At 62.3% G+C, this 26,256-nt stretch carries 25 protein-coding genes, 1 tRNA gene and 1 pseudogene; 4 read left to right on the top strand and 23 right to left on the bottom strand.

Features of this window, described 5'->3' with window-relative positions; all coding sequences use genetic code 11:
* The 5 genes from G7Y29_RS05265 to secA2 all read right to left on the bottom strand — a co-directional run bounded on the left by G7Y29_RS05265 (nucleotide 1) and on the right by secA2 (nucleotide 4,886).
* Entirely contained in the window at nucleotides 1-576 is a 576-nt protein-coding gene (locus G7Y29_RS05265; RefSeq protein ID WP_283248425.1) for a MerR family transcriptional regulator, read from the bottom strand.
* Between the two features lie 114 nt (nucleotides 577-690).
* Complete coding sequence (locus G7Y29_RS05260; RefSeq protein ID WP_165004235.1) at nucleotides 691-1,266, bottom strand: bifunctional nuclease domain-containing protein; 576 nt, start codon at nucleotides 1,264-1,266, stop codon at nucleotides 691-693.
* A gap of 9 nt (nucleotides 1,267-1,275) precedes the next feature.
* Nucleotides 1,276-1,950: a transcriptional regulator FtsR gene (gene ftsR, locus G7Y29_RS05255; RefSeq protein WP_165004310.1), complete on the bottom strand. Its 675-nt coding sequence runs from the start codon at nucleotides 1,948-1,950 to the stop codon at nucleotides 1,276-1,278.
* Between the two features lie 99 nt (nucleotides 1,951-2,049).
* Nucleotides 2,050-2,478, bottom strand: a complete 429-nt coding sequence (gene odhI / locus G7Y29_RS05250) for an oxoglutarate dehydrogenase inhibitor Odhl (RefSeq protein WP_165004238.1) — start codon at nucleotides 2,476-2,478, stop codon at nucleotides 2,050-2,052.
* Nucleotides 2,479-2,594: 116 nt separating this feature from the next.
* Nucleotides 2,595-4,886, bottom strand: a complete 2,292-nt coding sequence (gene secA2 / locus G7Y29_RS05245; protein WP_165004241.1) for an accessory Sec system translocase SecA2 — start codon at nucleotides 4,884-4,886, stop codon at nucleotides 2,595-2,597.
* Nucleotides 4,887-5,034: 148 nt separating this feature from the next.
* Here secA2 and G7Y29_RS05240 point away from each other — a divergent pair.
* Nucleotides 5,035-5,108 (top strand) — tRNA-Pro (locus G7Y29_RS05240).
* A 241-nt stretch (nucleotides 5,109-5,349) separates the two neighbouring features.
* Here the strand turns inward: G7Y29_RS05240 and G7Y29_RS05235 are convergent.
* The gene (locus tag G7Y29_RS05235) at nucleotides 5,350-5,928 is read right to left on the bottom strand and encodes a hypothetical protein (RefSeq protein ID WP_249399822.1); all 579 of its coding nucleotides are present in this window, start codon (nucleotides 5,926-5,928) and stop codon (nucleotides 5,350-5,352) included.
* Nucleotides 5,929-6,011: 83 nt separating this feature from the next.
* Between G7Y29_RS05235 and G7Y29_RS05230 the strand changes: the two genes are divergently transcribed.
* Nucleotides 6,012-6,497 carry a hypothetical protein gene (locus G7Y29_RS05230; protein ID WP_196820187.1) on the top strand — a complete coding sequence of 162 codons (486 nt, stop codon included), beginning with the start codon at nucleotides 6,012-6,014 and terminating at the stop codon, nucleotides 6,495-6,497.
* 64 nt (nucleotides 6,498-6,561) lie between these two features.
* On the top strand, nucleotides 6,562-6,855 hold the full coding sequence (locus G7Y29_RS05225) for an integrase core domain-containing protein (RefSeq protein ID WP_249399821.1): 294 nt from the start codon (nucleotides 6,562-6,564) through the stop codon (nucleotides 6,853-6,855).
* Here the strand turns inward: G7Y29_RS05225 and G7Y29_RS05220 are convergent.
* From G7Y29_RS05220 to G7Y29_RS05205, 4 genes and pseudogenes are all read right to left on the bottom strand, one after another.
* Nucleotides 6,852-7,214, bottom strand: a complete 363-nt coding sequence (locus tag G7Y29_RS05220; protein WP_165002187.1) for an integrase core domain-containing protein — start codon at nucleotides 7,212-7,214, stop codon at nucleotides 6,852-6,854. The genes G7Y29_RS05225 and G7Y29_RS05220 overlap by 4 nt on opposite strands.
* A 115-nt stretch (nucleotides 7,215-7,329) precedes the next feature.
* Nucleotides 7,330-8,581: pseudogene (locus G7Y29_RS05215) on the bottom strand (IS3 family transposase).
* A 178-nt stretch (nucleotides 8,582-8,759) separates the two neighbouring features.
* Entirely contained in the window at nucleotides 8,760-10,973 is a 2,214-nt protein-coding gene (locus G7Y29_RS10830) for a hypothetical protein (protein WP_249399820.1), read from the bottom strand.
* A 726-nt stretch (nucleotides 10,974-11,699) separates the two neighbouring features.
* On the bottom strand, nucleotides 11,700-12,665 hold the full coding sequence (locus G7Y29_RS05205; protein WP_165005049.1) for a diacylglycerol/lipid kinase family protein: 966 nt from the start codon (nucleotides 12,663-12,665) through the stop codon (nucleotides 11,700-11,702).
* A 23-nt stretch (nucleotides 12,666-12,688) separates the two neighbouring features.
* Between G7Y29_RS05205 and G7Y29_RS05200 the strand changes: the two genes are divergently transcribed.
* Nucleotides 12,689-13,453 carry a class I SAM-dependent methyltransferase gene (locus tag G7Y29_RS05200; RefSeq protein WP_249399819.1) on the top strand — a complete coding sequence of 255 codons (765 nt, stop codon included), beginning with the start codon at nucleotides 12,689-12,691 and terminating at the stop codon, nucleotides 13,451-13,453.
* Nucleotides 13,454-13,461: 8 nt separating this feature from the next.
* Here G7Y29_RS05200 and der read toward each other — a convergent pair whose 3' ends face one another.
* The 13 genes from der to G7Y29_RS05135 are packed head-to-tail and all read right to left on the bottom strand — an operon-like array spanning nucleotide 13,462 to nucleotide 26,255.
* The gene (der, locus tag G7Y29_RS05195) at nucleotides 13,462-14,967 is read right to left on the bottom strand and encodes a ribosome biogenesis GTPase Der (protein ID WP_165005082.1); all 1,506 of its coding nucleotides are present in this window, start codon (nucleotides 14,965-14,967) and stop codon (nucleotides 13,462-13,464) included.
* A 17-nt stretch (nucleotides 14,968-14,984) separates the two neighbouring features.
* Nucleotides 14,985-15,683, bottom strand: a complete 699-nt coding sequence (gene cmk / locus G7Y29_RS05190) for a (d)CMP kinase (protein ID WP_430393283.1) — start codon at nucleotides 15,681-15,683, stop codon at nucleotides 14,985-14,987.
* Nucleotides 15,680-16,567 (bottom strand): pseudouridine synthase, encoded by an 888-nt coding sequence (locus G7Y29_RS05185; protein WP_165005055.1) that lies wholly within the window; start codon nucleotides 16,565-16,567, stop codon nucleotides 15,680-15,682. Before G7Y29_RS05185 ends, cmk begins: the two co-directional genes overlap by 4 nt.
* Nucleotides 16,568-16,578: 11 nt before the next feature.
* Complete coding sequence (gene scpB, locus G7Y29_RS05180) at nucleotides 16,579-17,118, bottom strand: SMC-Scp complex subunit ScpB (protein WP_196820185.1); 540 nt, start codon at nucleotides 17,116-17,118, stop codon at nucleotides 16,579-16,581.
* Nucleotides 17,119-17,144: 26 nt separating this feature from the next.
* Nucleotides 17,145-17,942: a segregation and condensation protein A gene (locus tag G7Y29_RS05175; RefSeq protein ID WP_165005084.1), complete on the bottom strand. Its 798-nt coding sequence runs from the start codon at nucleotides 17,940-17,942 to the stop codon at nucleotides 17,145-17,147.
* A gap of 5 nt (nucleotides 17,943-17,947) precedes the next feature.
* A complete protein-coding gene (locus G7Y29_RS05170; RefSeq protein ID WP_165005058.1) occupies nucleotides 17,948-18,829 on the bottom strand; it encodes a ParA family protein in 882 nt (293 codons plus the stop codon).
* A gap of 53 nt (nucleotides 18,830-18,882) precedes the next feature.
* On the bottom strand, nucleotides 18,883-19,869 hold the full coding sequence (locus tag G7Y29_RS05165) for a hypothetical protein (RefSeq protein ID WP_165005060.1): 987 nt from the start codon (nucleotides 19,867-19,869) through the stop codon (nucleotides 18,883-18,885).
* Nucleotides 19,870-19,915: 46 nt separating this feature from the next.
* Complete coding sequence (xerD, locus tag G7Y29_RS05160) at nucleotides 19,916-20,821, bottom strand: site-specific tyrosine recombinase XerD (protein WP_165005062.1); 906 nt, start codon at nucleotides 20,819-20,821, stop codon at nucleotides 19,916-19,918.
* Nucleotides 20,822-20,830: 9 nt separating this feature from the next.
* Complete coding sequence (locus G7Y29_RS05155) at nucleotides 20,831-21,475, bottom strand: NUDIX domain-containing protein (protein WP_165005064.1); 645 nt, start codon at nucleotides 21,473-21,475, stop codon at nucleotides 20,831-20,833.
* A gap of 19 nt (nucleotides 21,476-21,494) precedes the next feature.
* Complete coding sequence (locus tag G7Y29_RS05150; RefSeq protein ID WP_165005066.1) at nucleotides 21,495-22,337, bottom strand: copper transporter; 843 nt, start codon at nucleotides 22,335-22,337, stop codon at nucleotides 21,495-21,497.
* Nucleotides 22,338-23,543: a putative cytokinetic ring protein SteA gene (gene steA, locus G7Y29_RS05145; protein WP_196820184.1), complete on the bottom strand. Its 1,206-nt coding sequence runs from the start codon at nucleotides 23,541-23,543 to the stop codon at nucleotides 22,338-22,340.
* Nucleotides 23,544-23,585: 42 nt separating this feature from the next.
* On the bottom strand, nucleotides 23,586-25,319 hold the full coding sequence (recN, locus tag G7Y29_RS05140) for a DNA repair protein RecN (protein ID WP_165005070.1): 1,734 nt from the start codon (nucleotides 25,317-25,319) through the stop codon (nucleotides 23,586-23,588).
* A 15-nt stretch (nucleotides 25,320-25,334) separates the two neighbouring features.
* The gene (locus G7Y29_RS05135; RefSeq protein WP_165005072.1) at nucleotides 25,335-26,255 is read right to left on the bottom strand and encodes an NAD kinase; all 921 of its coding nucleotides are present in this window, start codon (nucleotides 26,253-26,255) and stop codon (nucleotides 25,335-25,337) included.
* Nucleotide 26,256 lies beyond the last annotated feature (1 nt).

The following is a 26,256-nucleotide window of genomic DNA, read 5'->3' as shown; positions in this document are numbered from 1 at the left end:
CTAGGAGGACCTGCGGCGGCGACGAGCCGCCAGCTCGTCGATGGAGTACACCTCGGTGCCGGTTTCATCCTCGATGCGCTCGGACGGGAACGCGGAGATCGTGCCGCTGAGCTCGCGCATGATCTGCGGGACAGCGATGCCGAACACGCCTTGGCCCCCGCCAAGGAGGTCGATGATCTCCTCGTTGCTGCGGCACTCATAGACAGTAGTTCCGTCCGAGACCAGCGTGATCTCGGCGATGTCATTCACACCGCGGTCGCGCAGCTTGTCCACGGCGAGGCGGATGTTTTGCAGCGAAATTCCGGTGTCGAGTAGGCGCTTGACGATCTTCAGGACGAGAATGTCCTTGAAGGAGTACAAACGCTGGGATCCGGAGCCCTTAGCACCGCGGATCGAAGGGCGCACGAGGTTGGTCCGGGCCCAGTAATCGAGCTGGCGGTACGTGATGCCCGCGACCTGGCAGGCGATGGGAACTCGGTATCCGACCTCGTCGGAGGGGCCCAGATCGAAAAGGGTCTCCTGGACCGGGGCGGCGTTTGCGGCCTCGGCCGACTGGGGTTCGAAGTTCTCGCTCACGTAATTACTCCCATGAAGTTTAAGTGTGGGCCTAGTGCTTATTAAATGCCAAGCATAGGGTTTGGTCAAGCCGCACCCGCGCAACACGCCGAACTCTAAACCCATACTTTACGTTTAAAGTTCTTCTTCCCCATCCTTCACATCGGGCTCACTCTCCCGATCGAGGTCATCTTCTGCGACTCCGAGACGACGCATCAGCTCCTCAAACTCGGCGTCTACCTCCGCGCTCGCTCCGGGCTGCTCGTCCTCAGAGTCGAATTCAGGTGCATTCACCTCGAAGTACCGTTCCACGTCGTCGGAAGGAATCCATAGGGACGCGGCCGCGACGACTGATTCATCGACTTCGACCGGGATTTCCAGCTCGAGCGCCAGGGCCAAAGCATCGGAGGGACGCAAATCAACCTCTCCCCCGTCGCGCAGTGCGAGCGAGGCGCGGAACACACCTTCGTGGTAGCTCGATAGCTCCAACAATTCCGCGCCCAGCCCGGAACTGGTGATTAGCTCCGCCAGGGCGTCTGCGGCGTGGGGCCGACTCGGGCGCCACCCGTTTATCCGGGCCAGCAGGCGCGCGCCCTCCACAGGCGGAAGCCAGATGGTCATATACCGGGAAGCGTCTTCGACATGGAACAAGGCGCAGAGAAACTCCTCAGGCCCGATCGGACGGACCCCGAGCAGATGTGCGTCAACCACGGGAAGTGCCTACCTACCGTAATTTCGGAGCTCGCTCTTAACCAGCGTCGCGTGGAGGGAAACAACCAGGGCCGTAAGCTGCTGGCCCATGTCCTCCGCCTTTTGCTGGGCACCGCTCTGACGCGACTTCGCAACCGGCTCCGTGATGCGGGCGATCAGATCTGCCTGACGCCCCGCGGTAGTGCGGAGAGTCTTGAGGTGGCGCTCGTCGAAACCGAAGTCCGCCAAAGCAGATGCGGAGGAGGCTATGCGTACGTCGTCGGCAGTGAAGTGCCCTGAGGCGTCTGGGCTGATGAGACCAGCAGCAATAAGACCGTCCACGAAAGCCTCTTCGACTTTGGCTTGTTCCGCAACGTCCACGTCAGTGAGCTTGGTCGCCGCCGGTGCGCGGAAGTTTTCCGGTGAAATCATGGGTGCGTTGTCGGCTGGCGACACGATGGCCGTCAGGTGGCCAGAGTCCATGGCTTCCAACTGCTCACGAATAACCTTGAGCGGCAGGTAGTTGTCCCGCTGCGTGACCAAGATGTAGCGCAACCGGTCGACATCAGCGTCGGTGAAGCGGCGGTAGCCTGACGCCGTGCGCTGGGGGGTGATGAGACCCTCCGACTCGAGGAAGCGAATCTTCGACACTGTGACATCCGGGAACTCCTCGCGCAGGCGTTCCAAGACAACGCCGATAGACATCGTCTTGACGGCTTTAGCGGGCTGCTGCGGGGAGGATTTGCGGATTGCGCTCACGGTGCTCTAACTCGGTCGTAGGGGTGGAGAGATACGGTCGGGCTCTTACTTGTCCTCGGAAATGAACACGAGGCGGAACTTGCCAATCTGGATCTCATCGCCAGCGGCGAGAGTCTGGGAGTTGCGCGGCTCACGGTTGACATAGGTGCCGTTGAGGGAGCCCACGTCCACCACCTCGAACGAGCCCTCGTTGCGGCGGAACTCAGCGTGGCGGCGGGAGACGGTGACATCATCCAGGAAGATGTCGGCCTCAGAGTGGCGACCAGCGGTAGTGGTGTCCTGGTCGAGGAGGAAGCGAGCCCCTGCGTTCGGGCCACGCTTGACAACGAGAAGTGCTGCGCCTTCAGGAAGGTTCTCCGCGCCGGTTGCTGCGTCAGACGGCGCCGCGCCGGATTCCATTTCCTTCAGCAGGTCTGCGCGGAAAACCGAAGTGGTCTCTACTTGGGTCTCCGGCGCACCAGTGTTCTCGCTCATCTTTTCTCCTGACGCTGTTCGTGAATGTCTGCGGATCTCTAAACAACTGCTCGCCATAGTACCGCCAACACGTGCGTGACGGGAGCAGTGGCGCTCGTTGGTTAACCAGAAGCAGTTTAGCGGAACATATTCGCTACACCGGAAATGAACGAGTTCCCGCTGCCAGATAGCGGGTTATCGCTGACCATGTACGTCCACGTAGCGCTAGGTCGCTTCCACCCCGCCGCTTCGAGGTGCGCGCCCGCGCTGTCAATGGTCACTTCATTGAATGTCTCAACCGCCTTATCGACGGCCCGGTTAGCGAGGTCCTTGAACTCGCGCACTGCAATCCGGTGGTATTCGTCAATCGGTGTCTCACGTGCGATGGCCCGCAGGTGGATCGATTCGCGAACGTCGTCCATGAGCGCCAGGTGCTCGCTCCATTCCGTGTCCAGGTGGTAGAGCATGATGTCGCGGGCGGCCTGCACCTTCACGTCCTCCGGTAGATGGTCGAGTTGCTTCGCGCGTTCCGGGCTCCTGGATGACAGCTCCTCCCAGGCGGCGGGAGTGTCCAGAAGCGTGGCCCGTCGCTCATCGAGGATGTCGCGGTGGTCGGCCAGCAGCTTGTTGTACTTCCACGTCTGCGCGTGGATCTCTAGGAGCTGGCCTTCGGTGACACGGCGGCAGTGCTCCACGTAGCTCTGCACCCGCGAATCGGCCACGCGTCCATCCTGGCCCGGCCGCGCGGTGACCGCGCTGTCCGCTCCACCAGCGACGACCACATCGTCTTCCAGGGAGACGAAAAACAGGGTCAAACCGGGATCACCCTGTCGGCCGGCGCGGCCCCGTAGCTGGTTGTCCAGACGTGAGGTGCGGTGGCGGGCAGTCCCGATCACCGCGAGACCGCCGAGGCCGACGACCTCATCACGGGCAGCCTCGTCCGCACCACCCAGGCGGATGTCGGTGCCGCGGCCCGCCATTTGGGTGGACACGGTTACGCGGCCGACATCACCGGCCTCGGCGATGATGCGCGCCTCCTCGGCGTCATTCTTCGCGTTGAGCACGTTGACGGTGACACCGCGTTCTCCGAGGGCGTCGGCAAGCGCCTCAGACTCCGCCACATCGTGTGTGCCCACGAGTACCGGCTGGCCGGTGCTGTTCAGGTGCTCGATTTCATCCACGATCGCACGGTTCTTCTCGGCCGCCGTCGCGTAGATGCGGTCTGCCTCGTCGAAGCGCTTCGTCTCCGTGGCGCGGTCGATCACCGAAACGTGCAGCCCGTAGAACGTCCGCAGCTGCTCGGTCGCCTCGACGGCCGTACCGGTCATGCCGCACACCGTCGGGTAACGGCGCATCAGCGCTTGCAGGGTGATCGAGTCGAGGATGCGCCCACCCTCCGACACGCTCAGCCCTTCCTTGGCCTCGACAGCTGCTTGCAGGCCGTCGGGCCAGCGTTGGAGTTCTGCGACGCGCCCGCGGGAGGCGTCGACAAGCGAAACCTTTCCTTCATCGACGATGTAATGGACATCCCGGTGCAACAGGGCTTGAGCGTGTAATGCGAGGTTGACCCGCACGAGGGTGTCGCCGACGTGTTCCGCGTCGTAGAGGGATTCGATACCGAGGGTGCGCTCGACCTTCCGGGCCCCGTCATCCGTGAGCGACACGTTGCGGCCCTCCGCGTCGATGACGTAATCCGTGCCCGTGACGAGGCGGGACACCGCCTCTGTAATCTGCCCCGTTGCCTGCTGCGCGCCGACGTTGCCGGCGAGAACGAGCGGGACGAGGGCTTCGTCGATAAGCACGCTGTCCGCCTCGTCCACGAGGGCGACGTCCGCGGGAGCTTGGACCGTCTGACTGCGGCGGGTGATTTGGTTGTCGCGCAGGTGGTCGAAGCCGATCTCGGTGACGGGCGCATAGACAACGTCGCTGCGGTACGCAGCCACGCGCTCATCGCGTGTCGACGCCTCCGTGACCGCCGCCACGGAAAGCCCGAAGAATTCCACCAGCGGGCGCATCCATTCCGCGTCACGAGCGGCAAGGTAGTTGTTCACCGTAATCAGATGAACGCGTTTGCCCGTCAGCGCGAACCCGGTCGCCGCCATCGCGCCGACGAGTGTCTTGCCCTCGCCCGTATCCATCTGAATCACGTCACCCTCGAGGAGGCGCAGCACCGCCTGGCCCTGGACGTTGAAAGGAGTCAACCCGAGGGTGCGCGTCGATGCCGCCGACAGCCCTGCGAGGAACGCTGGCTTATCGACGATCCCCGCTCCCGTGACTGCCCCGCGCACGGCGGCAACCACGTCGGAGTCGCTGTAGCTGGCGAAATCCTTCGCGAGCTCCTGGGAGCGGTCCACGATGCCCTTCGACTTCTTGTCGTTGCGCTCGGCAGTGGCTCCCATCGCTTTCCAGAACCAGTCGAACTTGCCCATTCTTGGAGAGTCCTTCCGTTGACGTTTGCTCTCCGGTCGACTGTACGGCACGGTTTCCGACCAGCGCCATGACCTGCCGATTACCATTTCCGCGAAGGCGTGCGATAACCTGTACCAGTTGCCGCGCACACCGCGGCGCAACTGGATACGGGCTATGGCGCAGCTTGGTAGCGCACTACACTGGGGGTGTAGGGGTCGCAGGTTCAAATCCTGTTAGCCCGACAATCCGGCAGGACGGTTTTGGGTTACACGCCAGAATCGTTTGGGAAACTGCTAGACAAGAACGATCCCCGCTGATTTTCAGCGGGGATCGTTCTTTTTTTCCTTTTTCCCGGGGCTTGACAGCTCCTCCAGAGAACTTCAGGCCCCCTAACGGTGCCGCGCTTCCACTTGTGGGCATGGAAGACCACCAGCGTTCCGCGGAATCGCCGGTGATCGGGTTCAAGTATTAAATTCTTCACGTTTAGGCCGCTACCTCGCCTGACGCATCGGGTGGGGGCCCATGCGGTAGCCCCACCGGCGACGACGCACCACGCGGAGATGGTGGTGTCGTCACCGGCGGCGTCGTGACGTTGGCGGCGACTCGGCGGAGGAACTGCGCGATCAAGGAAAGGTTCACGCTGATGACCCCCAAGGCGGTGAACATCCACGCGGCAGCGAAACCGCGCACCAGACGACGAGTGTGATCGCCAAAGGAAGCACCCCGGCCGTTCTTGAGGAGGGCGTTGCGCGTCTCGCTGACGTTGCGGGAGGTGCCAAACGTCTTCCTCCACGCCGGCGTCTCATACGCCGGTCCCGTTTGGCGGTACTTCATCCCCTCGCTGTGAGGAATGCTCACCGAGGCCGGATTGTTGCAGCACTTACGACGATCCTTTGGCAGCTGGGCCGGGATAATGCGGAAAAGCCTCTTGTTCTGAGCGTCCTCACGCTCTGACTTCTGAGCGTTCGGACAGTACACCGTCTTGCCCGATCCACGAGCGGGGCACATGAACGCCATGGACGCACCCGTGTCGTCGGCACCTTTACGACGCATCGCGTACAAGCGCCGTTCCTTGTGTCAGCGCTCTTTGAAAAGTAGCCCAAAACGCTCCTCGAAAAGTAGCCCACCCGGAAAAGATTGGATGGGTGATTTTATTGGAGGAATGGGCGCAGATCCGATACCTGCGTGGGCAGGGTCTGTCATTGAGGAAGATCGCGGCCGAAGTGGGCTGTGCGAAGAAGACGGTGGAGAAGGCTCTGGCTTCAGATTCGCCGCCTTGTTACAAACCACGGGATGCCAAAGGCACGAGTTTCGATCCGTTTGAACCGCAGGTCAGGGAACTTCTCGCGGAAACACCGCAGCTTAATGCCAAGGTGTTGGCTCAGCGAGTGGGCTGGACAGGCTCGGATTCATGGTTTCGCAAACACGTTGCCAGGATCCGGCCTGAGTATATGCCCGCCGACCCAGTCGATACCCTTACTCACGCCCCGGGGCGTGAGATCCAATGTGATCTCACTTTTGCACCGGGTGGACTACCTGATGCTGATGGGGTCTACCGCGCGTTGCCGGTGTTGGTGATGGCAGCCTCGCATTCTCGCTGCGGCGTGTGTGCTTCCCTCGCGCACGACTGATGACTTGATCGCTGGGATGTGGCAGTTGATAACACGTGATTTCCAAGCGGTACCAGATCGGCTCGTGTGGGATCACGAGTCCGGGATTGGCAAGGCGAAGCTGTGCGAGCCTGTTGCCGCATTCGGCGGGGCGCTGGGCTGCAGAATCGTTCAGACCCCACCGCGGGACCCGGAATCTAAAGGCATCGTCGAGCGCACCAACGGGTACATGAAGCGTTCCTTCTTCCCCGGGCGCCGGTTCAGCGACCCGGTGGATGTGCAAGCCCAACTTGATGAGTGGTTCACCACAATCGCCAACGCACGCGTTCACACCACGTTGAAGGCCACACCGGTGAAGTGCCCCGGGTTTTGTTCCTAGGCATTTGCCTTGATTTCCATTCTCTCGTGATTTGGGTTGCCAGTCCAAAACTCTTCTTCTACTTCTGCCGGCGTGCGGTAGCCGAGACTTTGGTGAAGCCTTGATTCGTTCCACCACGTGACCCACTCGAAGGTCGCGATTTCTACGTCGACCACATCGTTCCAAGTGCGGGTATGAATGAGTTCATTTTTGTAGGAACCGTTGACATTTTCGGCTAAGGCATTGTCGTAGGAGTCACCGACCGTCCCAGTAGAGGCCGTGATTCCGTGCTCGGCTAGACGCTCGTTGTAGACAATGCTGACGTATTGCGATCCGTGATCTGCATGGTGAACAAGGCCCGCTGTGTCCTTGGCACACACAATGGCTTGATTTAAGCGCCTGCAGCGGCAACGCCTCGGTACGCATCGAATCGGACAACGCCCACCCGACGATCCGACGGGGCCCGAACCCCGGAAAGTGGACACGGGGATTTAATCAAGATGCGATAGTAAGTGTAGCTGATCCGGTGGCCTCGAAGGCGTTCGGCGAGCGGTAGCCACACCACGAGTGCAACCGTTGGGTGTTGTACCGGATGCACCACTGGAACACGTCCCGGCGACACACGAGCTGGCTGGCGAAAACAGGCTCGTCCTTCAGGACTTCCCGCTTCAACGAGGCGTTGAACGACTCCGCCAACGAGTTGTCCGCGCTCGTCCCGATCGTACCCATCGACTGGGTGACACCGAACCGCTCACATAACCTCCGGTACTGCTCAGAGGTATAGACACTGCCGTGATCCGAGTGAAAAATCGCCCCGTCAAGGCTACCTCGGACCCCGTGAGCCATCGTGAGGGCTTCTTCGACCAACTCGGTGCGCATGTGGTCGGCGATCGCGAAACCGGTCAACTGCCGCGAATAGCAGTCGATGACCGTGGCCAGGTACATATTCGACCCGTCCGCGATCGGCAGGTACGTGATATCGCCGACGTAGACCTTGTTCGGTTTCTCCGCGGTGAACCGGCGTTTCAGAAGGTCAGGGAATTTAGGCGCACGTTTCGCGGACACGGTGGTCTTCACCCGGCGTTTCCTGGTGTAGCCGAAAAGGCCCATCTGCCGCATCAACCTGGCAGTGTGCTTGTGATTGAGACGGTCACTATTGCCCCGGTCGTTGACGGGATCGGCGTTGATGGCCGCAGTCACACGTTTCGCCCCGTAACAGCCGTTCTCGGCCGTGAACACGGCCTTGATCCTCGCTCCCAGCGCCGCGTCAGCGACGAGGCGTCGCCGGCGGGCAGGAGCAGCAGATTTCCATTTGTAATACGAGGACCGGTTGACCTTCAGGACCTCACATAACCGCTTGACCTCGTAGAAGTCTCGGTGGTCATCAACGAACTGAAAGCGGTTCACCAGTTCGTCTCTTTAAGCGAAATATTTGGCCGCCTTGCGCAGGATCTCTCGTTCCTCCCGGAGCTTGACGTTCTCGCGTTCCAACACGCGGATCCGCTCGGCATCGGAGAGTCCTTCAGCCGGGGAGCGTTCGCTGTTGGCTGCGGCGATCGGGCTGGCGACTTTTTCACCGTTGGCGTTGGTTTTGGTGCCGGTGCCGAAGGCGTCGAGCCAGGTGCGCAGGGAGTGGCGGTTGACCCCGAGATCGGAGGCGATCGCGTTGATCGTGGCTCCGGGGGTCGACTCGTACAACGACACTTCCGTCACGCTTGAACTGCTCGGTGTAGGTCTTGCGTGGCATGGTGGAAAGGTACCTCACTTTCCCAGCGAGATGCTGGTTTCAGCGTGTCCACCACCAAGGGGTCAGGTCCCTTCTGGCCTTTACGTGCTTTGTGCTGACAGTTCTATCAGCACAAAGCACAGTGCAACGCCCCTACTTTGCAACAGCACATGTAACTTCGGGGAGCAAGTACAGTACCTCACCGGAGGAAGTCAGAGGGCGGCGGCTTAAGGCGAGAGTATTTTTCCTGATCAAACTCTGCAGGATCGTAAGTCTCAGCATCATACGCGACGCTGATGAGTTTGCCTTTCTCAAAGCGCATACCATATGCCCGTTGTGCACCTACCTGCGTTTTCTTCATTGCTAGGTACTCCCGAATCTCGGCATCCTTTTTCTGTGAATTATCGAGGATGCCGCCGGTGTAGACAGTGAGCAGGGTGACTTGATCGATTGCTTGACCTACCAATACTGACGTGAATGAGTGGGAACGACCATCTTGTACGGCCATCTGTTCCAACTTTTCCATGACTCCCCAAAGATCCTCTTGGACGTCCTCTGCAGTAGATAGAAGGTCAGCTCCAAGAGCGAGCCATTGTTCAAAGCCTTGCTGCCTGGCCTGCTGGACATATGGAAGCATAGGAACATTCTTGATTTTTGGCTTAGTCGCGTAGCCATAAAACCATGCATCGACTAGGGCAGTGCGCGAAGGCACCATTACTACAGGAGCCGGAGAAAGCTCGGCACCAACATTATCAACGCTACGGTCTACCTCCACCCACATTCCCGTTTCCCGGAACTCGAGAAATAGATCGAGCTCATCCGTGCTCCAATATCTAGAAACGATATCGGCGCTAGTGCGACGTCGAAGATATGCAATGAGCTCACCAGGTTCTTCAACCATCTCAAGCAATAAGGACAGGTCATTATAAGACACTATCCACGGGAGCGTGCCGCCATGTTTAAGTAGGTCAACTTCTTCTAGTGATAGTTGGTTTGTTCCCAGCTCCAAGAGATCATCGAGAGTCACGATAATCGTGTGTACTTCTCTAATACTTGCTAAATCGAGCCACTCTTTTTTCAGAGAGTAAAAACCGCCGTCTAATAAAATTGCTTCGGCAGCCTGATGAATCTGCTTCGAAGCCTTAGTAATACTGGCATTAATTTTGCGCGTGAAGCTACCTGGATGGTTCTTCTTTTCCGGATCTCGAAGACTACCGCTTTTTACCTCGACTATAAGGGCAATATCACCGTTGCGGATAAAAAGGTCTATTTCTCCCCGTTGATTATCTTTTGACAGATAGTGCACTTGCGGGCACACTGCTTCATCACCAAAGAATTGGACAAAACATAGCTCTACAAGGTCTTCGAGGGTGTGACCCTTCACCTCTGCGTAGAGAGGATGATTCCTAAGTTTTTCTTCTATCCTGGTCTTCAGCCCGGGCAGCATGAGTGCTTCGTTAATTAGTAAGTAGCGTGCCCCTTCACGGTGAAACGGATGACCTGCCACTGGTTTTATTCCATTTAGGAGGAGCTGCTTTACGTCTGCAGGTGTGCGCTGTCTATAGTCGAATGAGCATTCGTCGAGAACAAGCCGGACTGTGTCCTCCTCCAAGTCAATGTGAGTGAGCAAGGACTCCACGTCGAAAGTAGCTTCGTCCACAGACGGCGGTAGCGCCATAGTCTGCGTATATTCAACCATGCGGCGCATACCAGCCTCAGAGAGTGCTTTCTCTTTCTCATTAGAGAAGCCTGCCTGCCTGATCTCCTCCCAATGGGTCTCCATACGCGCACGGTATTCAAGTTGAACGGCCTGGATCACGTCTAATGCTTCAGTAAAGGTGAAACCGAATGTTTCTCGCATCAGGTTTTCCATCGAATCATCTGCAAAAATGACGCTATACGTATCGGCTAATATTTGCGTATAGCTCGCTTCACTTATCCACAAATGAGACAGCTCAGTGCGATAAGCAATAGAAGCCTTAGAATGTTGTGCGTCGCCACCAAGTAGGATGAGCATTGACAGAAGGCGCCCGATATCTCGAAGCAAGGGAATGACCACCTCGTCAATTAGATGCTGTGGTTCACTATCGCCTTCAGAGCTCTTATCTACCGGCTGCCTTTCAACGCAGCTCAAAGATGCGGGGGACAACAAAAGGAGCGAGGCCCCCAGGTCGATCAAAAACAATCCATCACTGATATTAGGATTGGGCCCCCCGGTATAGAGTGGCATGCTGTAGCGAAGTCTTAGGCCGCCGACAATTTGAACAGGACTGTACTGGGACACTGCAGCACTCAGGTCGGCCCATGCGTGATCAAGCTTGGTGTCTAGGTGTTGTCGCAGAGCTACATGGTCCTCAGGTTGTCCATCAAATCCTTGAAAGACTTTGTCAAAGAATTCGATTCCCTCAAACAAAGCAAGGGTCAGCGAGTCTTTTTCTAGCCGCTGGCGACGGGCCTTCTCTTTATTTTTCTTCTTTGATTTGCGATAAGCGATTTTAAAGCTCCTCTAGCTCCAGTGAAATACAGATTACCTGGGCACGGATATAAACTAGTGGATAAATTGTAGATGAACTACTAAATGTGTTTATATCCCCATAGGTAGGATTTAACTCTAATTTTCCGCGTGTTTAGGGTCTTTGAATTACGAAATACTGGAACCACTTGGTGGCTTTGAGAGCATCCAGCGGTTGGTAATCGCACCGCAAATGAAATCATAGTTGGTCAACTATCTCCCCCAAGGCTCGGATGCTTTGATTTATGTCAACGACAAAATAGAGCCAAAGCACATGGGGACCCTAGCCAACCCTTGCAGACTATGTTCGTTCGGAAACGGGTTGTTCATGTCCCGTTGGGACATCTCGACACGCCAGATCGGTATAGGTATAGAGGAAATCCCGTCCGGCTGACTGTCTCTAGGAAAAGTGTCAACTAGTACCGCGGCTGTGGTGACGAAGCCGCCAATGACACCCCGTCGAACCCATGGAATTTTCCACGGAACTCGAGGGAATCAGGGATGGAATTCCCTAGAGAAACCTATGCTGAGCAGGGTTTCCCAAACCCGTCGGCAGGCCAGGACACTCTCTTGGCCTGCTTTTTGTTTAGTCCTCATCTTTTTCAGGGTCCACTGTGTCGCCCCGCGCTACACCCGCACTACGAGTGCCCCCGGCATGATCTCAATCTCCGCCGCACGCACGCGACCCACCGGATCGCCGTCGACTTCGAAAACCTCCGGCGAGTCGAATTCGATTGTCACCCGCTCGCCCTTGTCGTACGTCAGCGCGTTCGGCGGGCGGGGAACTCGCATTTGGTTGTCTACGTTGCGCGGATCGCGGTTCCACAGCCTAACGAGTGTGTTCACCACGATGTCTCCGCCGATGCGCAGCCATCCGAAGATACCGCGGGGCGCGATGGCGACGAGGTCTAGTTTGCCGTCGTCTGGCACCGCGTGCGGCAGTAGCGGGACGTTGGAGTAGACGTCGCCGCAGTTGCCGATGATGAGGGTGTGCAGACGCTTCTTCGCCACCCTCTGACCATCGAAGGTGAAGGTCACGGTGACGTTGTTGCCGCCGCCGAGTGCGCGCAGGACTCCGGGTATGTAGGCGAGCGGCCCGACACGTCTCTTCAGGTTTTCGTCGGTGTGCTCGATCATCTGCGCGTCGGCGCCGACGCCCGCCATGACGACGAACCGCATGACATCGTTGGAGCGGTCCGCCCAATGCAGGCGCGCCTCGCAGACATCGATGGTGCTGTCGCAACCGTGCACAGCCCTTCGGACCGAGTCGGAAAGGCTGAGCGGCAAATCCAGGTTGCGTGCGAGCAGGTTGCCGGTGCCTGCGGGAATGACCCCCAGCGCCACACCGGTACCGGTCAGTGCTGAGGCGACAAGGCGAACCGTGCCGTCTCCCCCGGCGGCGAGAACCAGGCTGGCACCTGACTGCGCCGCGGCGGTGGCTTGCGCATAACCGGAGTCCTCCGGGGTCGTCTCAACCCATTCAACGCGGGCGGAAGCGGGTGCCTGGGCGGTGACAAGCTCGCGAAGCTCGTCCTCGTCCACCTTGGCGGGGTTAAAAACGACGACGACCTTTTCTCGGTGCTGAGTCTCCACGTATTCAATATATGTTGTATTGCATGAAACCCAGCCGTAAGGATTCACCGGCGTTCCGCAATTCGGCGCACAGGTCCGTATCGGCAGCGGCATTCTCTCGGGGAGCTGAGCTTTACGACGACGTCCGGCCGGGCTACCCCGCGAGCGTCGCAAAGCTTATCGACGACTCCACCCACGTCGCCGACATCGGGTGCGGCACCGGAAAATTGACGCAGTCTCTCCTGCGCGACGGGCGGGTTGTTTATGCGAGTGACCCCTCCGAAGACATGGTGCGGGTTTTCACGAGCCGCTTCCCCGCTGTCCCGGTGTGGCGGGCGACCGCCGAGGCGACCGCACTTTCCACAGGCGCCGTTGATGCGCTCACGTGTGCCCAGACGTGGCACTGGCTCGATGTGTCCTCGGCGAGCGCCGAGGCCGACAGGGTGATCAGACCCGAAGGCGCGCTGCTGCTGTGCTGGAACACGCTGGATGTGCGCCACCCGTGGGTGTTGCGGTTGAGCAGAATCATGCACTCCGGCGACGTGCTTCGTGACGGGTTCTATCCCGGGGTCGCTGCTCCATGGAAGCTAGAGCGGGAACATCGGGAGACGTGGTTGCAGCCCATCACCACCGACGAGCTATTCGAGCTCATGTCAACGCGCTCCTACTGGCTGCGCGCTAGTGAGAATACCCGGCGGAAGATGACGGCCAACCTCACGTGGTACCTGTACGAGCGGCTCGGTTTCGACCGTGGCCAGGTGCTGCCGCTTCCGTACCGCACCGACGCCTTTGTGTACCGGCGGGGCTAGCGACGCAACTAGCGCGTCCGCTGGCGCCGCTCGCGGATCCGCACCGCGATGCGGATGGGAGTGCCGTGGTAGCCGAAGCGCTCGCGGAACTTGCGCTCCAGGTAGCGGCGGTAGCCCGCGTCGAGGAACCCGGTGGTGAAGAGGACGACGGTCGGCGGGCGAGTCGATGCCATGGTGGCGAAAAGCACGCGTGGGAGGCGGTTGTTCTTCATCGAAGGCGGGTTTGCCGCGATCGTCTCCCGCATCCAGTTGTTCAGCTGGCCGGTGGAAATTCGCTTGTCCCAGTTCTCAAGCGCCTCCGTCATAGCTGGCTCGAGGCGGTGCAGGCCGCGGCCCGTATCCGCAGAAATGTTGAGCTTGGACACCCACGGTAGGTGGCCCATCATCTCGTCGAACTCGCGGTCGAAGAAGTAGCGCCGGTCCTCGTCCATGAGGTCCCACTTGTTAAAGCAGATCACCATGGCCTTGCCAGCCTCCAGAACCATAGAGATGACACGCTGGTCCTGCTCGGAAATTTCTTGGGAGGCGTCGATGAGCACGACGCAGACCTCGGCGGCCTCGATGGTGCCGCGCGTGCGCAGTGAGGAGTAATACTCGTGGCCTTGGGCGTTCTTGACTTTCTTACGCAGACCTGCGGTGTCGATGAACTTCCACAGCGCGCCGTCGAGCTGGATCAACTCGTCCACCGGGTCGACGGTCGTGCCCGCGACGCTGTCCACGACGGAGCGGTCGGAACGCGAGAGCTTGTTCAACAGGCTGGACTTGCCCACGTTGGGCCGGCCCACCAGCGCGACGCGGCGCGGCCCGTCGGTAATGGAGTCCGCGGCGCGGGGTACTTCCGGGAACAACCGCATGATCTCGTCCAACACGTCAGCGCCACCGCGGCCATGAAGTGCGGATACGGGCCACGGGTCACCCAATCCCAGCGAGTAAAACTCGGCGACGTCGCCCCACTGGGACTCGGATTCGAACTTGTTGGCCACCAGGATTACCGGCACCTCGGCGCGCTGGAGGTTGCGCGCCATAACGGCGTCAGTCTCGGTGATGCCGGTGTGGGAATCGACCACCATCACGATGACGTCAGACGTCTCCATGGCCGCCTCGGACTGGCGTGCGATGGCGCCGTGAACGCCTCTGGCGTCCGGGTCCCACCCGCCGGTGTCCTGAACCCAGAAGCGGCGCCCATTCCAATCAGTGATGTAGCTGACGCGGTCGCGGGTCACACCCGGATGGTCCTCGACGACCGCTTCCCGACGGCCGATGAAACGGTTCACCAGCGTGGACTTGCCCACGTTCGGGCGGCCCACAATAGAGACGGTCGGCAGAGCCTCCTCGATCATCTCGGGGGCGGCAACACCGTAATCGCGCTCGAGCGCGGCCCACTCTTCCTCGGTGTAATCGTCACGGTCGTTGTCACGGTCGTCATCACCGTCACTGTCGTCGCCGCCGAAGTCCGCTTCCCCGAACTCGGAGTCGTCGAAGTCCCCCTCGTCGAGGTAGAACTCGGTGTCCATCTCGTTTTCGTTGTCGCTCACTGCGCGCTCCTTTCGATCAACGCAATGAGCGCGGCGAGCACGCTGTCGCGATCCATGTCCGAGGTGTCAATTATGGTGGCGTCCTCGGCGGGTGTGAGCGGACTCGTCGCACGGGAGGAGTCGAGCGCGTCGCGGCGCTGGACGTCAGCGAGCACCGTGTCGAAGTCGGCGTCGCGGCCGGCAGCTACGTCCTGGTCATAGCGGCGCCGCGCGCGCACCTCGGCGGAGGCGGTCATGAACGCCTTCACGGGGGCGTCGACAAGCACGACCGTGCCGATGTCGCGGCCCTCGACGATTGCCCGGTGGGCATCGGCGGTGAGCGCGCGCTGCAGCGCCACGAGGTTCTCGCGCACCTGAGGGATCGCGGAGACTGCGGTGACGTTACGGGTGACTTCGGGGCCGCGGATTTCGCGGGAGACGTCCTCGCCGTCGAGGAGCACCTCGGTGGAGTCCGGATCGTCGGACACGGTCAGCGGCAGATCGCGCGTAGCCTCGATGACCGCGGCGGCATCGGCGGGGTTGGCGCCGGCGCGGAGCACAGCGAGGGTCGCCACGCGGTACATGGCGCCGGTGTCGACATATTTCGCTCCGAGCTCTTTCGCCAGGCGGCGGCACGTCGTGGATTTGCCTGTGCCGGAGGGGCCGTCGACGGCGACGATGAGCCCGCCGTCAGGCATGTTGGAAAGCTCCATCACATTTCCACCGCCTTGTACAGCGACGTCAGCTCTGCGGAGTTGAGTGCGCGCAGAGAACCGGGCTTCATATCGCCCAGCTGCACGGTATGCACCTTCGTGCGCACGAGGCGCTGCACCGGGTGGCCGGCCGCCTTCAGCATACGGCGCACAATGTGCTTGCGCCCCTCATGCAGCTCGACGCGGATGATGGACTGGCCATTGTGCGTGTCCACGATCTGGACGTAATCGGCTTTCGCGACACCGTCGTCAAGCTCGATGCCCTGGCGCAGCTGCTTGACAAGCGCGGGCTTGGCTTCACCCAGCACCGTCGCCATGTAGGTTTTCGCGATCTCGTAGCGCGGGTGCGTGAGGCGATTGGCCAGCTCGCCGTCGTTAGTGAGGAGGAGCAGGCCTTCGGTGTCGGCGTCCAAGCGCCCGACGTGGAACAGGCGCTGCCCCGCGGCGGTCTTCTCCGAAAGGTAGCTGCCCACGGACGTGCGGTCCATTTCGTCCTTCATCGTGGAGTGGACGCCGCGGGGTTTGTTGAACACGAAATACTCGTGCTCCTCGTTGACGTTGATGCGGGTGCCATCGACGCGGATAATGTCGCGTGAGGGATCGACCCGCATGCCTTGGGCCGTCACCCGTTTGCCGTTGACATCGACGCGGCCCTGCGCGATCATGATCTCGGCGTGGCGGCGCGAAGCGACACCGGCCTGAGCCAGCACCTTCTGCAGGCGCACGCCTTCGGCATCAGGTGCGCGTTCCGGGGCGTCGTCCCACCAGTTGTCCTCGAGGGGATGGGGGGTGACGTTCTGTTTCTTGGCCGGTTTGGCGTAGGAGATGTAGAACGGGTCGTTCATCTCACTATCCGGTGTGCCGTCTCGGCGAGCGGGGGGAGTCATGCTCAGGGAGCCTACCAGGCATCCTCGATGGAATCGATTTCCGGAAGCAGCGGCGCCAGGTCGGGCAACCGCTCGAGCGAATCGATCCCGAGCAGCTCGAGAAACAACTCGGTGGTGACGTAACGGTGCGCGCCCGTCACCTCGTCGGGGTCAACCTCCGCGATCAGGCCCCGCAGAGCCAGCGTGCGCATGACGCCGTCAACGTTCACGCCGCGCACGCCGGCGACCTGGGCGCGGGTCACGGGTTGGCGGTACGCGACAACGGCCAAGGTTTCCATCGCCGCACGGGACAACGTCGACTGGGTGCCGTCGAGAAGAAAAGCCTCGACCGCCTTCGCGTTCCCTGCCCGGGTGTACAGCCGCCACCCTTCGGCGGACTCGCGCAGCTCGATGCCGCTGCCCCGCTCATCCAACTCGCGAGCCCATTCGAGCAATTGCTTCTCGACGTCCCCTTCAACCGCGTCAAGCGCTCGCGCGAGAAGCGCCGTCGGCGCCGGGGTGTCGATGACGAGCAAAACGGACTCGAGCCGCGACCGTAGCTGCGAAACCATGGGGAGACCTACCATGGGCACCGATCCTAAGTCCAATTACCGGCGGCGACGACCGCCGGGTCAACCTCGCGCCCCGTCCACGAAACATCGAGGGGTCCAAGCGCCTCGTCCTGCCGCGCCTCGACGGCGCGCGCCTTGAAAAGTTCGAGCAGGGCCAAGAACCGACCTACCACCTCGATCGAGCGAGTGCAGTCGCGCGTTAACGCTCCGAACGTAACCCAGTGGTCGGCACCTATGAGCTGCAAGGCGGACAGAATCTTTCCTGCCTGCTCCGGAACCGAAACAGCCTGCGTGTGGACGTGGTCCGTGCGCACTTCCTCCGGCGGGCGGGGCCGGAAGACGCTGGCCGCGAGTACTGCGAAGCTCGCCGGGGTGTGGCCGAGCGTGACCGGCGGGAGCAGGTCAGCGAACTGGGCCTCCATTGCCACCGCCCGAGGATACCTGCGTGCGGCGTTCTTCTCCCACCGGCTGAACTGGTCGGCCACGCGCTGGTAGGCGCGGTACTGCAGTAAGCGGGCGAACAGGAGGTCGCGGGACTCGAGCAGCTCCAGAGACTCGTCGTCACTGGCCTCACCCCGGGGGAGCAACCTCGACGCCTTGAGGTCGAGGAGCCTGGCGGCGATGAGGATGAACTCCGTGACCTCGTCAAGTCCAGCGGACTGACCCAGCGCACGGGTATAAGCGATGAACTCGTCCGTGACCTCGGAAAGGGCCACCTCCGTGACATCGAGCTTTTTGGAGCTGATGAGGGTCAAAAGCAGATCGAAGGGCCCCTCAAAGTTGTTTAATACCAGGGTGAACCCGGTAATCTCCGGCTGCTCCAGCACGCCTACTTGCCCGTGCGCTCGAGAACCTCGAGGGCGAGGTTGCGGTACTGCTCCGCTCCTTGAGACCTCGGTGCCCAGGTGATGATGGGCTCGCCAGCTACTGAGGTTTCCGGGAAACGGACCGTGCGGGTGATGACGGTGTCGAAGACAGTGTCGCCGAAGACCTCGAGAACGCGATCCATGACCTCGCGCGCGTGAGAAGTACGCCGGTCGAACATCGTGACGAGGATGCCCACGATGTCCAGGTCGAAATTGATGCGGTCACGTACCTTCTCCACCGTGTCCGTCAGCAGCGCCAGACCGCGAAGGGAGAAGTACTCACACTCCATCGGGATGATGACCCCGTGCGACGCCGCGAGGGCGTTAACCGTGAGCAGTCCGAGTGAGGGCCCGCAGTCGAGGATGATGATGTCGTACTCCCCGCGCACTGGACGCAGCGCGCGGGAGAGGGTGTGCTCCCTACCGACCTCGTTGACAAGCTGGATCTCGGCCGCGGAGAGGTCGATGTTAGCCGGCACGAGGTCCAAGCCCTGCACGTTGGAGTGCTTAATCGCCGCATGAATGCTGGCGGTGTTGTCGAAGAGCAGGTCGTAGACTGTCACCTGATCCTCGTCGTGGGCGACGCCGAGGCCCGCGGACAGTGCGCCCTGCGGATCTAAGTCAACGAGCAAGACTTTACGTCCCTGTTCCGCGAGACAGGCCCCGAGGTTGATCGTCGACGTTGTCTTGCCCACGCCGCCCTTCTGGTTGACCATCGAAATCACTTTCGCGGGCCCGTGCCGGTCCAACTGCTTAGGTGCGGGGTACTCGCGCACGGGGCGGCCGGTGAGGCCAACCTCGACCTCAGCGGACTCTTCCGCTTCGAATAACGAATCGCTCGCCATCGCCATCCCTTCCCCTCGTGCGGGCACCATTCTGCGTCAAGCTTACAACACTGTCATTTCCCACGCCGACGGCTCAGCAAGACAAGCAACCCGACGATGGCGGCGAGGGCGAGCGCGCCCACGGTGACCACCAGAGTGGTGGCGGGCTCACCCTCCTCTGCTCCGGCGGCAGCGGAGTCAGCTGACTGAGTGTTGCCCCCTGTCCCATCCACTCGATCGGCACCGAACTTCGCATATGGGTTGTCCTCCTCAGCGGCCTCGGATGGAGAATTGGACGACGTGATCACTGCGATAAATTCCGAGGTTGTACCGTCGCGGACGACTTCCATGATGAATGGGTTGTCCGGCGTCTCCTCAGGGGGGTAGGTGAGGGTCAAAGTGCGCGTGGCCGGGTCAATATCGCGTTTCACTCCCTCGATGATGCGGCCGTTGACATCGAGATAGCGCAGCTTGGCCCCCTCTCTGTCGGCTCCGGCGTATTTCATCAGGTCGGCGGCCTGGCCGAAGGAGACCTTCACCGTGATGACATTGCCGTCGATCTGACCGTTGAAATGGATGATTTTCGCGGGCGCTGTGTCGACACCCGCGGCAGGAGTACGGTCCCGTCGCACCTCGGGGGCGGGGGTGGCAGGTTCCGGGCCTGTCGGTGCTTCCACCGATTGATTGTCCTCCTGGGGTTGCACACCACCGACAGCGACCAGGGTGACGGTGGCGGTGTAACCGGCAGCGCTGGCGGGTACGCTCACCGTCGCTCCCGGAGTGTTCGGTGCCGAGACGGTCACGGTTGTGCCGTTGGAACTGACCGCCCACCCTTCCGAGTTGTAGTTCGCCTGGACGGGGACGCCGACGTCCACCGTGGTCGTCTCACCTGCTGGCACCTCAATTTGCGAGGGTATCGACTGTTGAAGCAGCGCGGGATCAAGCCCCGGGGGCAGTTGCGCATGGGCGACAGGAACGAAGAGTGCGGCGGCCGTCGCGCTCGCAACGGTCGCCGCGGTCGCTAGGGCCGTCGAGAAGCGCGATGCTCGTGTGAAATCCACCTGGAAACAACTCCGTATTCGTAGACCGCGGGACAAGACGGAAATCCTACGCCCGTGGGTGGGCAGTGCGCCACACTTCGCGTAGATTCTCCGCGCTCACGTGCGTGTAGATCTGCGTGGTCGTCACCGATGCGTGCCCGAGCAGCTCCTGGACGGTGCGCACGTCGGCGCCCCCCTCGAGGAGATGGGTGGCGAACGAATGCCTCAGAGTGTGGGGGGAAATGTCTTTCTCTAGGCCCGCGCGTGCCGCGGCGTCTTTGATAATCCCCCACGCGCTCTGACGTGACAAGCACGTCCCCCGCTTGTTCAGGAACAGAGCGTGGGAAGATCCGTTAGCCAGCGCGGGCCGGCCGCGCACGAGGTAGGCGTCAATCGCGGCTCGGGCGTGCGACCCCACCGGCACCAGCCGTTGCTTGCCGCCCTTGCCGGTCACGGTAAGAACATCGGCACCGTCGGACACGTCGTCAACATTGAGACCTAGCACCTCGGACACCCGCGCCCCGGTAGCGTACATGGTCTCCAGCAGCGCCTTGTCTCGGAGCTGAGCCGGTGTCCCCGTCGGGCAGGCCTCGAGCAACCCGGCAACCTCGTGCACCGAGAGGGTGTCCGGAAGCTTCTCGCCCGCGGCAGGAGGCGCTACCGTGGACGCCACGTCGGCGTCGACAAGCCCCTCAGCTACCGCGAACTTGTGCAGGCCCCGCGCGACCACCAACGCCCGGCCCGCGGACGACGCGGCGAGCGGACGCGCACCGTCGGCGCCGCGGCGCAGATCCGAAACGTACGCCTCCAAGTCCGTGGAGGCGACCTCCCGCAGGTTCGTGCGCCCCGCCGCCTCGAGCCAGCCCATGTAACGCTCGACGTCGCGCCGATAGTTGGACAGGGTGTTTGCGGACACGCCGCGCTCGACGGCGAGGTGGTTCAGCCACATCGTGGCCACCTGGCGCGGCTCCACGGGCGGACCCTAGGAAAACTTCTTCAGGTCGCGGCCGCGGCCGATGCGGCGGCGCACCATGGAGGCGGGGCGAAGGTCGAAAGGCTCGTCGGTGCTGCGCGGGGGCGCCACCCCGGCGGCGACGGCCGAGGCGGCTAGAATGCCCGCCACTGCGATCGAATTGGTAATCTCACCTGAGAAAATGCGTGCGCGAGCCTTCTCAAGCGGCACCCACTCCAGCGACATGTCCGCCTCCTCATCCTCGGCTTCCGGTCGGTCTACCTGTGTCAGATCCGTGGCGAGGAAGACCCGCACGGCCTCCTCGGCAAAACCCGGGGACGTGACCAAATCCACGAGTACGCTCCACGCCGCGGCCGTGAGACCGGCCTCCTCATGCAGCTCACGCTTCGCGCACTCCAGCTCGGGCTCCTCTGCGACGTCCAGGATGCCGGCCGGCAGCTCCTGCAGTCGACGGCCGACGGAATGGCGGTACTGCTCAACGAGCGCGATGCGGTTGTCGCTGTCGAGCGCGACGACGGCGACCGCACCGAGGTGCTCGACGATTTCGCGGGTCGCGTCGCGCCCGCCCGGCATCGTGACGGTGTCGCGCCGGAGCGCCAGGATGGGGGCGTCGACAAGCAGTTCTGATGAGGTGACGGTGAATTCGTGGGACATAGCCACCAACTCTAACGCCTTAGGACAGCTCGTCGCGCAGAGTGAAAACCGTGTTAACGCGTCCGGCCTCCGTGCCCGCATAACCAACTCGTGGCACTTCCCCGTTCCCGCCGGCGCCGGGAGCCGCTACAACGAGTGGTGCGCCTGCGGTGCGGAACGCCGCGGCAAAATCAGCCAGCGTGCGATCGCCGAAACTCTGCTCCCCGTCATTTGACCCGGTCATCAGCACAGCTGAATCGGCGGCGATGACGGAACCCGGCTCGTACTCGATGAATCCGGCCTCAGCGAGGGTGTCCAGCAGGAAGGCCCGGTCCTCGACGCTTGCGCGCGGCTGGCCGCTGGCGTCCTTCGAGAGCGCGGCCGCGAGTGCCTCCCCCGCGTGGATGCCGGGAGCGCGGTTGTCCACCGAAATCTGGGCCCCCGCAGGAAGGCTGTTCGCGATGATGGAACCGAGCTCGTCCGCTGCGTCCTGCGACGTGAATTTCTCAGTCAGCGTAATTGTGCCCGCGTCGTCCGAGTCGGCGGTGTTGAGCAGCCAGCGTTGCTTGGCCACCTCCTCGTCGCCCACTCCGGCGGAGCGCAACACGATGATTGAACGGCCTTCTAGTGCGCCGTCGACCATCTCCTCGGCCTGTGCCGACAACAGTTCGTTTGCCGCGGCGGCCTCGGCTTTGGCGGCCTCGGCGGCTTCCGCACGCGGGTTCGCCTGCTCGGGCCCGCTTATCGACGCCCCGCCGGACGCCCCGTCAGCAACCTCCCGCATCGCCGGTGCGACGAGCAAAACGCCGAGCGCCAGGCCCGCCGCCAGGCCCCAGCCGAGACCGGCGGCAACGAGACCCGGTTGTCCCTTCTTGCCGTTCATCTAGTTAAACCACCCTTGCACGCGCAGCGCGATCTGGTTCCACGTGTCCACCAGGTTCTCCGTGAACTCGCCCGGGCCACCAAGGCCAACGATGAGGATTACCGCAGCAAGGGCGACGAGCAGGCCGAGGATAGCCCACGCCCAGGCCACACCTCCGCCGGAGGTTGACCGGTAGAGATTCTCGATGACGGTGGAGTCCACGAGCCTGCGCCCAGCCTTGAGCCGCGCCAGCAATGCGGCGGGCGAGGCGCCCTCCGGGTTGGCGAAAATCCGGTCCAGGTCGACGGCGTCGCCGACCGCCACGATCGTTTCGGCGTCGTGGAAGGCGGCGAGCAGAATCGCCAGGTCCATCGGCGAGTTTGTCGCAGCAGGAAACGTCATTGCCCCCACGCCCAAGTCCTGGATCCTCTCGAGACCGACCGCGTGGCCGTCCGGGTCGGCGGGCAGGATCACGCGGGCGTTTCCGCGCAAGGCCTCTGCAGAAATGTCCGACGGATCGCCGACGATGAAATCCGGGTCGTATCCGAGATCGGTAAGAGTGTCGGCCGCTCCCCCGACACCGATGATCACCGGGGAATATTCGCGGATGAAGTTACGAAGGTTTCCGAGCCGCTCGCGCAGGAGACCGCCTTCACCCGGGAAGCCGGAGACCACCAACACCTTCTGTCCCGCCATCGCGTCGCCGAGTTCCGGGACGCCCACGCCGTCGATAAGCAGGGGCGACTCAGAGTGGATGAACTCAATGGTGTTCCCGAAGTAAGCCTCCATCTGGTCTACCAGGCTCTGCTGGGCCGCGGCGAAGCTCGCGTCGACGGCGGCGCGGTCGACGTATTCGCCCTTGCCCGCCAGCTTCTTACCCACGTAGATGGCGCCGTCGGCACCGATTGCCGCTTTTTTACCGCTGCGCAGAACCGAACGTACCTCGGCACCTGCGCCCTCCACGAGCGGGATCCCGGCGTCCATGAGCAGATGGGGGCCGTAGTTGGGAATCGCACCGGTGGTAAACCGCGACAGGTTGACCACGGCGCCCGGCTTGGCGTCCGCGAGCACATCCGCCTCGCGGCGCGTCATGTCCGGCGAATCCACCACGGCGATGTCACCTGCGCCGAGTTTGCTCAGACCCTTGCCCTGGGCAGTGCAATCGCGGATGCGCCCCTGGACGGTGGTCGTGGCCGTTTCTCCAGAATTGACAGTCATGCGCCACATTATGCAGCGCCAACCTGCGTGTTTGAGGGAGGCGCGCGGAAGCTACGGGCGCATTTCCGCGACGTCGCGACGCGCCCGCTCGAGCAGCTCCGCCGCGTGTGCTCGGCCGGTGTCCGAATCGTCCATTCCCGCAAGCATGCGGGCCAGTTCCGCGACGCGCTCGTCACCCTCAAGCTTGACGACGCCCGAGCTGACGTTGTCCTCGCCCACATTCTTGGCCACGTGCAGGTGGGTGTCCGCGTACGCGGCGACCTGCGGAAGGTGGGTGACAACGATGACCTGGTTGTTGGTGGCCAGCCGCGCCAGCCGGCGGCCAATCTCCACAGCGGCGCGCCCGCCGACGCCCGCGTCCACCTCGTCGAATACGAGCGTGGCGCCGCTGGTGGAACCGCTGAGGATCACCTCGAGGGCGAGCATCACACGGGAGAGCTCACCCCCCGACGCGCTGGTCGCCAACGGCTGCGGTTCCATGGACGAGTTCGGGGCGAGCTTGAGCTCCACCGCGTCAGCACCGTCCTTTGTGTAGTCGTGGGCACTGACATCGACCGACAAACGGGCCTTCGGCATGGCCAGGCCGTGCAGCTCCGCGGTAACCTTTGCTCCGAGCTCGCCAGCCGCCGCCATTCGTGCCTTCGTCAAGGCGTTGGCGTGCGTCGCCATCTCCTTCTCCAGCTCTACAACGCGCTTTCGCAGTTCCTCGATCGCCTCCGCGGAGGTGTCGATCTTGCTCAGCCGCTTCGCGGCCTTGGCGCGCCAAGCGATCACGCCCGAGGCGTCGGGGGCATACTTGCGGGTTAGTGCCTTGAGCTCCTGCTGTCGCTGCAGCATTTTCTCCAGCTCGTCCGCGTCGTCGGGCAAGTCTGCCGCGTAGCTGCCTAGTTCCCCGGAGACGTCGGACAGCACCGCCGCCACCTCGGCCAGACGCGCGCCTAGCTCCTTGAGCGCCGCATCGCTGGAGGAGGACAGTGCGTCGGCAGCGACACCCACGAGCGTTGACGCCGCCGACTCCTCGCCTCCCCCGGCGTAGGCTCCCACCGCCTCCGCACCATCAATCGCCGCGAGCGCGGCTCGCGCGGCGTCGCGGAGCGCATCGACGTCCTGGAGACGATTGATCGCGGTAACCAGCTCCGCGTCCTCGCCCTCTGCAGGGGCGACGGCATCGATCTCCCCGATGGCGAACTGCAGCTGGTCGACCTCCTGCGCCAGCTCGCGACGCTTCTCTGTGCGCGCCTTGAGATCCTTGGCGGCCTCCCTCCACGCCGCCCACGCCGCCCGGTACGCGGAGAGCTTCGCGGCGATGGCGGGGTCGAACCGGTCGAGTGCGGCTAGCTGCTCATCCGGCGACATGAGCCGGAGCTGATCGTTTTGGCCGTGGATGGTCAGGAGGTGGCTCGCGAACTCTCCCAGCGTCGCGGCTGGGACTGTGCGCCCTCCAATGTGCGCCTTTGAGCGACCCGTGGCGCGCACGGAGCGAGAGACGATGTACTCCCCGTTTTCGTCCGCCTCGGCACCCGCACCGCCCGCGAGGGCCACGGCGGCTTCCGCGGGCTGCGCATCCAGACCCGCAACAGAGAAGGACCCCTCGACCACGGCTTGTTCCGTGCCGGCCCGCACCCGGGAAGCGTCGGCGCGGCCACCCGTGAGCAGGCGCAACCCGCTGACAACCATGGTTTTACCTGCGCCCGTCTCGCCAGTGAGCACGGTGAGGCCCGATGACAGCTCCGCAGTGGCACGCGGAATGACACCGAGATTAGTGATCGTGATTTCTGCGAGCATGCAGCTCCTACTCGGTTACTTGTTCAGGGGACCACGCCAACCGGATACCGGCAGCTGGAACTTGTGCACGAGGCGGTCGGTGAACGGGTGCTCGTCGAGACGCACCCAACGCACCGGGCGGCGGCCGCGGACAGCCTCCACGCGCGAGCCCGGAGGCATCTCGATTGTGCGGAAGCCGTCGAGCACGACGTTCGCGTCACCGGTGCTGGACTCGGACTCGACCGCAACCATGGAGCGTGGCGAGACGACGAGCGGTTTGGTGAATAGCGCATGCGCGTTGTTCGGGACGACGAGCAGCGCTTCGACCTCCGGCCACATCACGGGGCCACCGGCGGCAAAGGCATAGGCCGTGGAACCGGTCGGGGTGGAGATGAGCACACCGTCGCAACCGAACGAAGACACCGGGCGGTAGTCGACCTCCAGGATCGCGTCCATCACGCGGGTGCGGTTGACGTTTTCAATGCTGGCCTCGTTCAGCGCCCAGCCCTTGCCGATTTCGTTGTTCTCCGAGTCGCTGACGAACACGTCGATGGTCATGCGGTCCTCGATGCGGTACGTCCGGTCGATGACGCGGCCGATAGCCTCGTCGAGGCTCTCCTGCTCCCACTCGGCGAGGAACCCGACGTGGCCGAGGTTGATACCGAGTACGGGAACGTCCTGCTCATGGGCGTAGTTTGCGGCACGGAGGAAGGTGCCGTCGCCGCCGAGGACCAGCACGAGCTCGCACCCTGCAGCTGCTTCGGGTCCGTCCTCGGCGCGGTCGAGCTTCTGCAGCGCGGGTTCTTCGTCGACGGGGCCCATGCGCCCCTGATCGAGAAGCCGGACCTCGATGCCAGCCTGGCTGAGCAGCTCCGCTGCACGAGCCGCCGCAGAAATATTGCCTGCGCGGTAGGTGTGCGGGACGAGAAGAATAGTGCGCTCGTTGATACCGGTCATA

It is taken from the genome of Corynebacterium qintianiae (assembly GCF_011038645.2).
Classification (GTDB): Bacteria; Actinomycetota; Actinomycetes; order Mycobacteriales; family Mycobacteriaceae; genus Corynebacterium; species Corynebacterium qintianiae.
This window is presented reverse-complemented; position numbering and strand designations above follow the sequence as displayed.

Excerpts from the sequence above, each read along its gene's own strand:
- G7Y29_RS05200 (WP_249399819.1), top strand. The coding sequence starts at position 12,689 with ATGAAACCCAGCCGTAAGGATTCACCGGCGTTCCGCAATTCGGCGCAC.
- G7Y29_RS05150 (WP_165005066.1), bottom strand. The coding sequence starts at position 22,337 with ATGAACGGCAAGAAGGGACAACCGGGTCTCGTTGCCGCCGGTCTCGGC.
- G7Y29_RS05185 (WP_165005055.1), bottom strand. The coding sequence starts at position 16,567 with ATGACTCCCCCCGCTCGCCGAGACGGCACACCGGATAGTGAGATGAAC.
- secA2 (WP_165004241.1), bottom strand. The coding sequence starts at position 4,886 with ATGGGCAAGTTCGACTGGTTCTGGAAAGCGATGGGAGCCACTGCCGAG.
- scpB (WP_196820185.1), bottom strand. The coding sequence starts at position 17,118 with ATGGTTTCGCAGCTACGGTCGCGGCTCGAGTCCGTTTTGCTCGTCATC.
- odhI (WP_165004238.1), bottom strand. The coding sequence starts at position 2,478 with ATGAGCGAGAACACTGGTGCGCCGGAGACCCAAGTAGAGACCACTTCG.
- recN (WP_165005070.1), bottom strand. The coding sequence starts at position 25,319 with ATGCTCGCAGAAATCACGATCACTAATCTCGGTGTCATTCCGCGTGCC.
- steA (WP_196820184.1), bottom strand. The coding sequence starts at position 23,543 with ATGTGGCGCATGACTGTCAATTCTGGAGAAACGGCCACGACCACCGTC.
- G7Y29_RS05170 (WP_165005058.1), bottom strand. The coding sequence starts at position 18,829 with ATGGCGAGCGATTCGTTATTCGAAGCGGAAGAGTCCGCTGAGGTCGAG.
- G7Y29_RS05135 (WP_165005072.1), bottom strand. The coding sequence starts at position 26,255 with ATGACCGGTATCAACGAGCGCACTATTCTTCTCGTCCCGCACACCTAC.
- G7Y29_RS05155 (WP_165005064.1), bottom strand. The coding sequence starts at position 21,475 with ATGTCCCACGAATTCACCGTCACCTCATCAGAACTGCTTGTCGACGCC.
- der (WP_165005082.1), bottom strand. The coding sequence starts at position 14,967 with ATGGACACCGAGTTCTACCTCGACGAGGGGGACTTCGACGACTCCGAG.
- ftsR (WP_165004310.1), bottom strand. The coding sequence starts at position 1,950 with ATGTCTATCGGCGTTGTCTTGGAACGCCTGCGCGAGGAGTTCCCGGAT.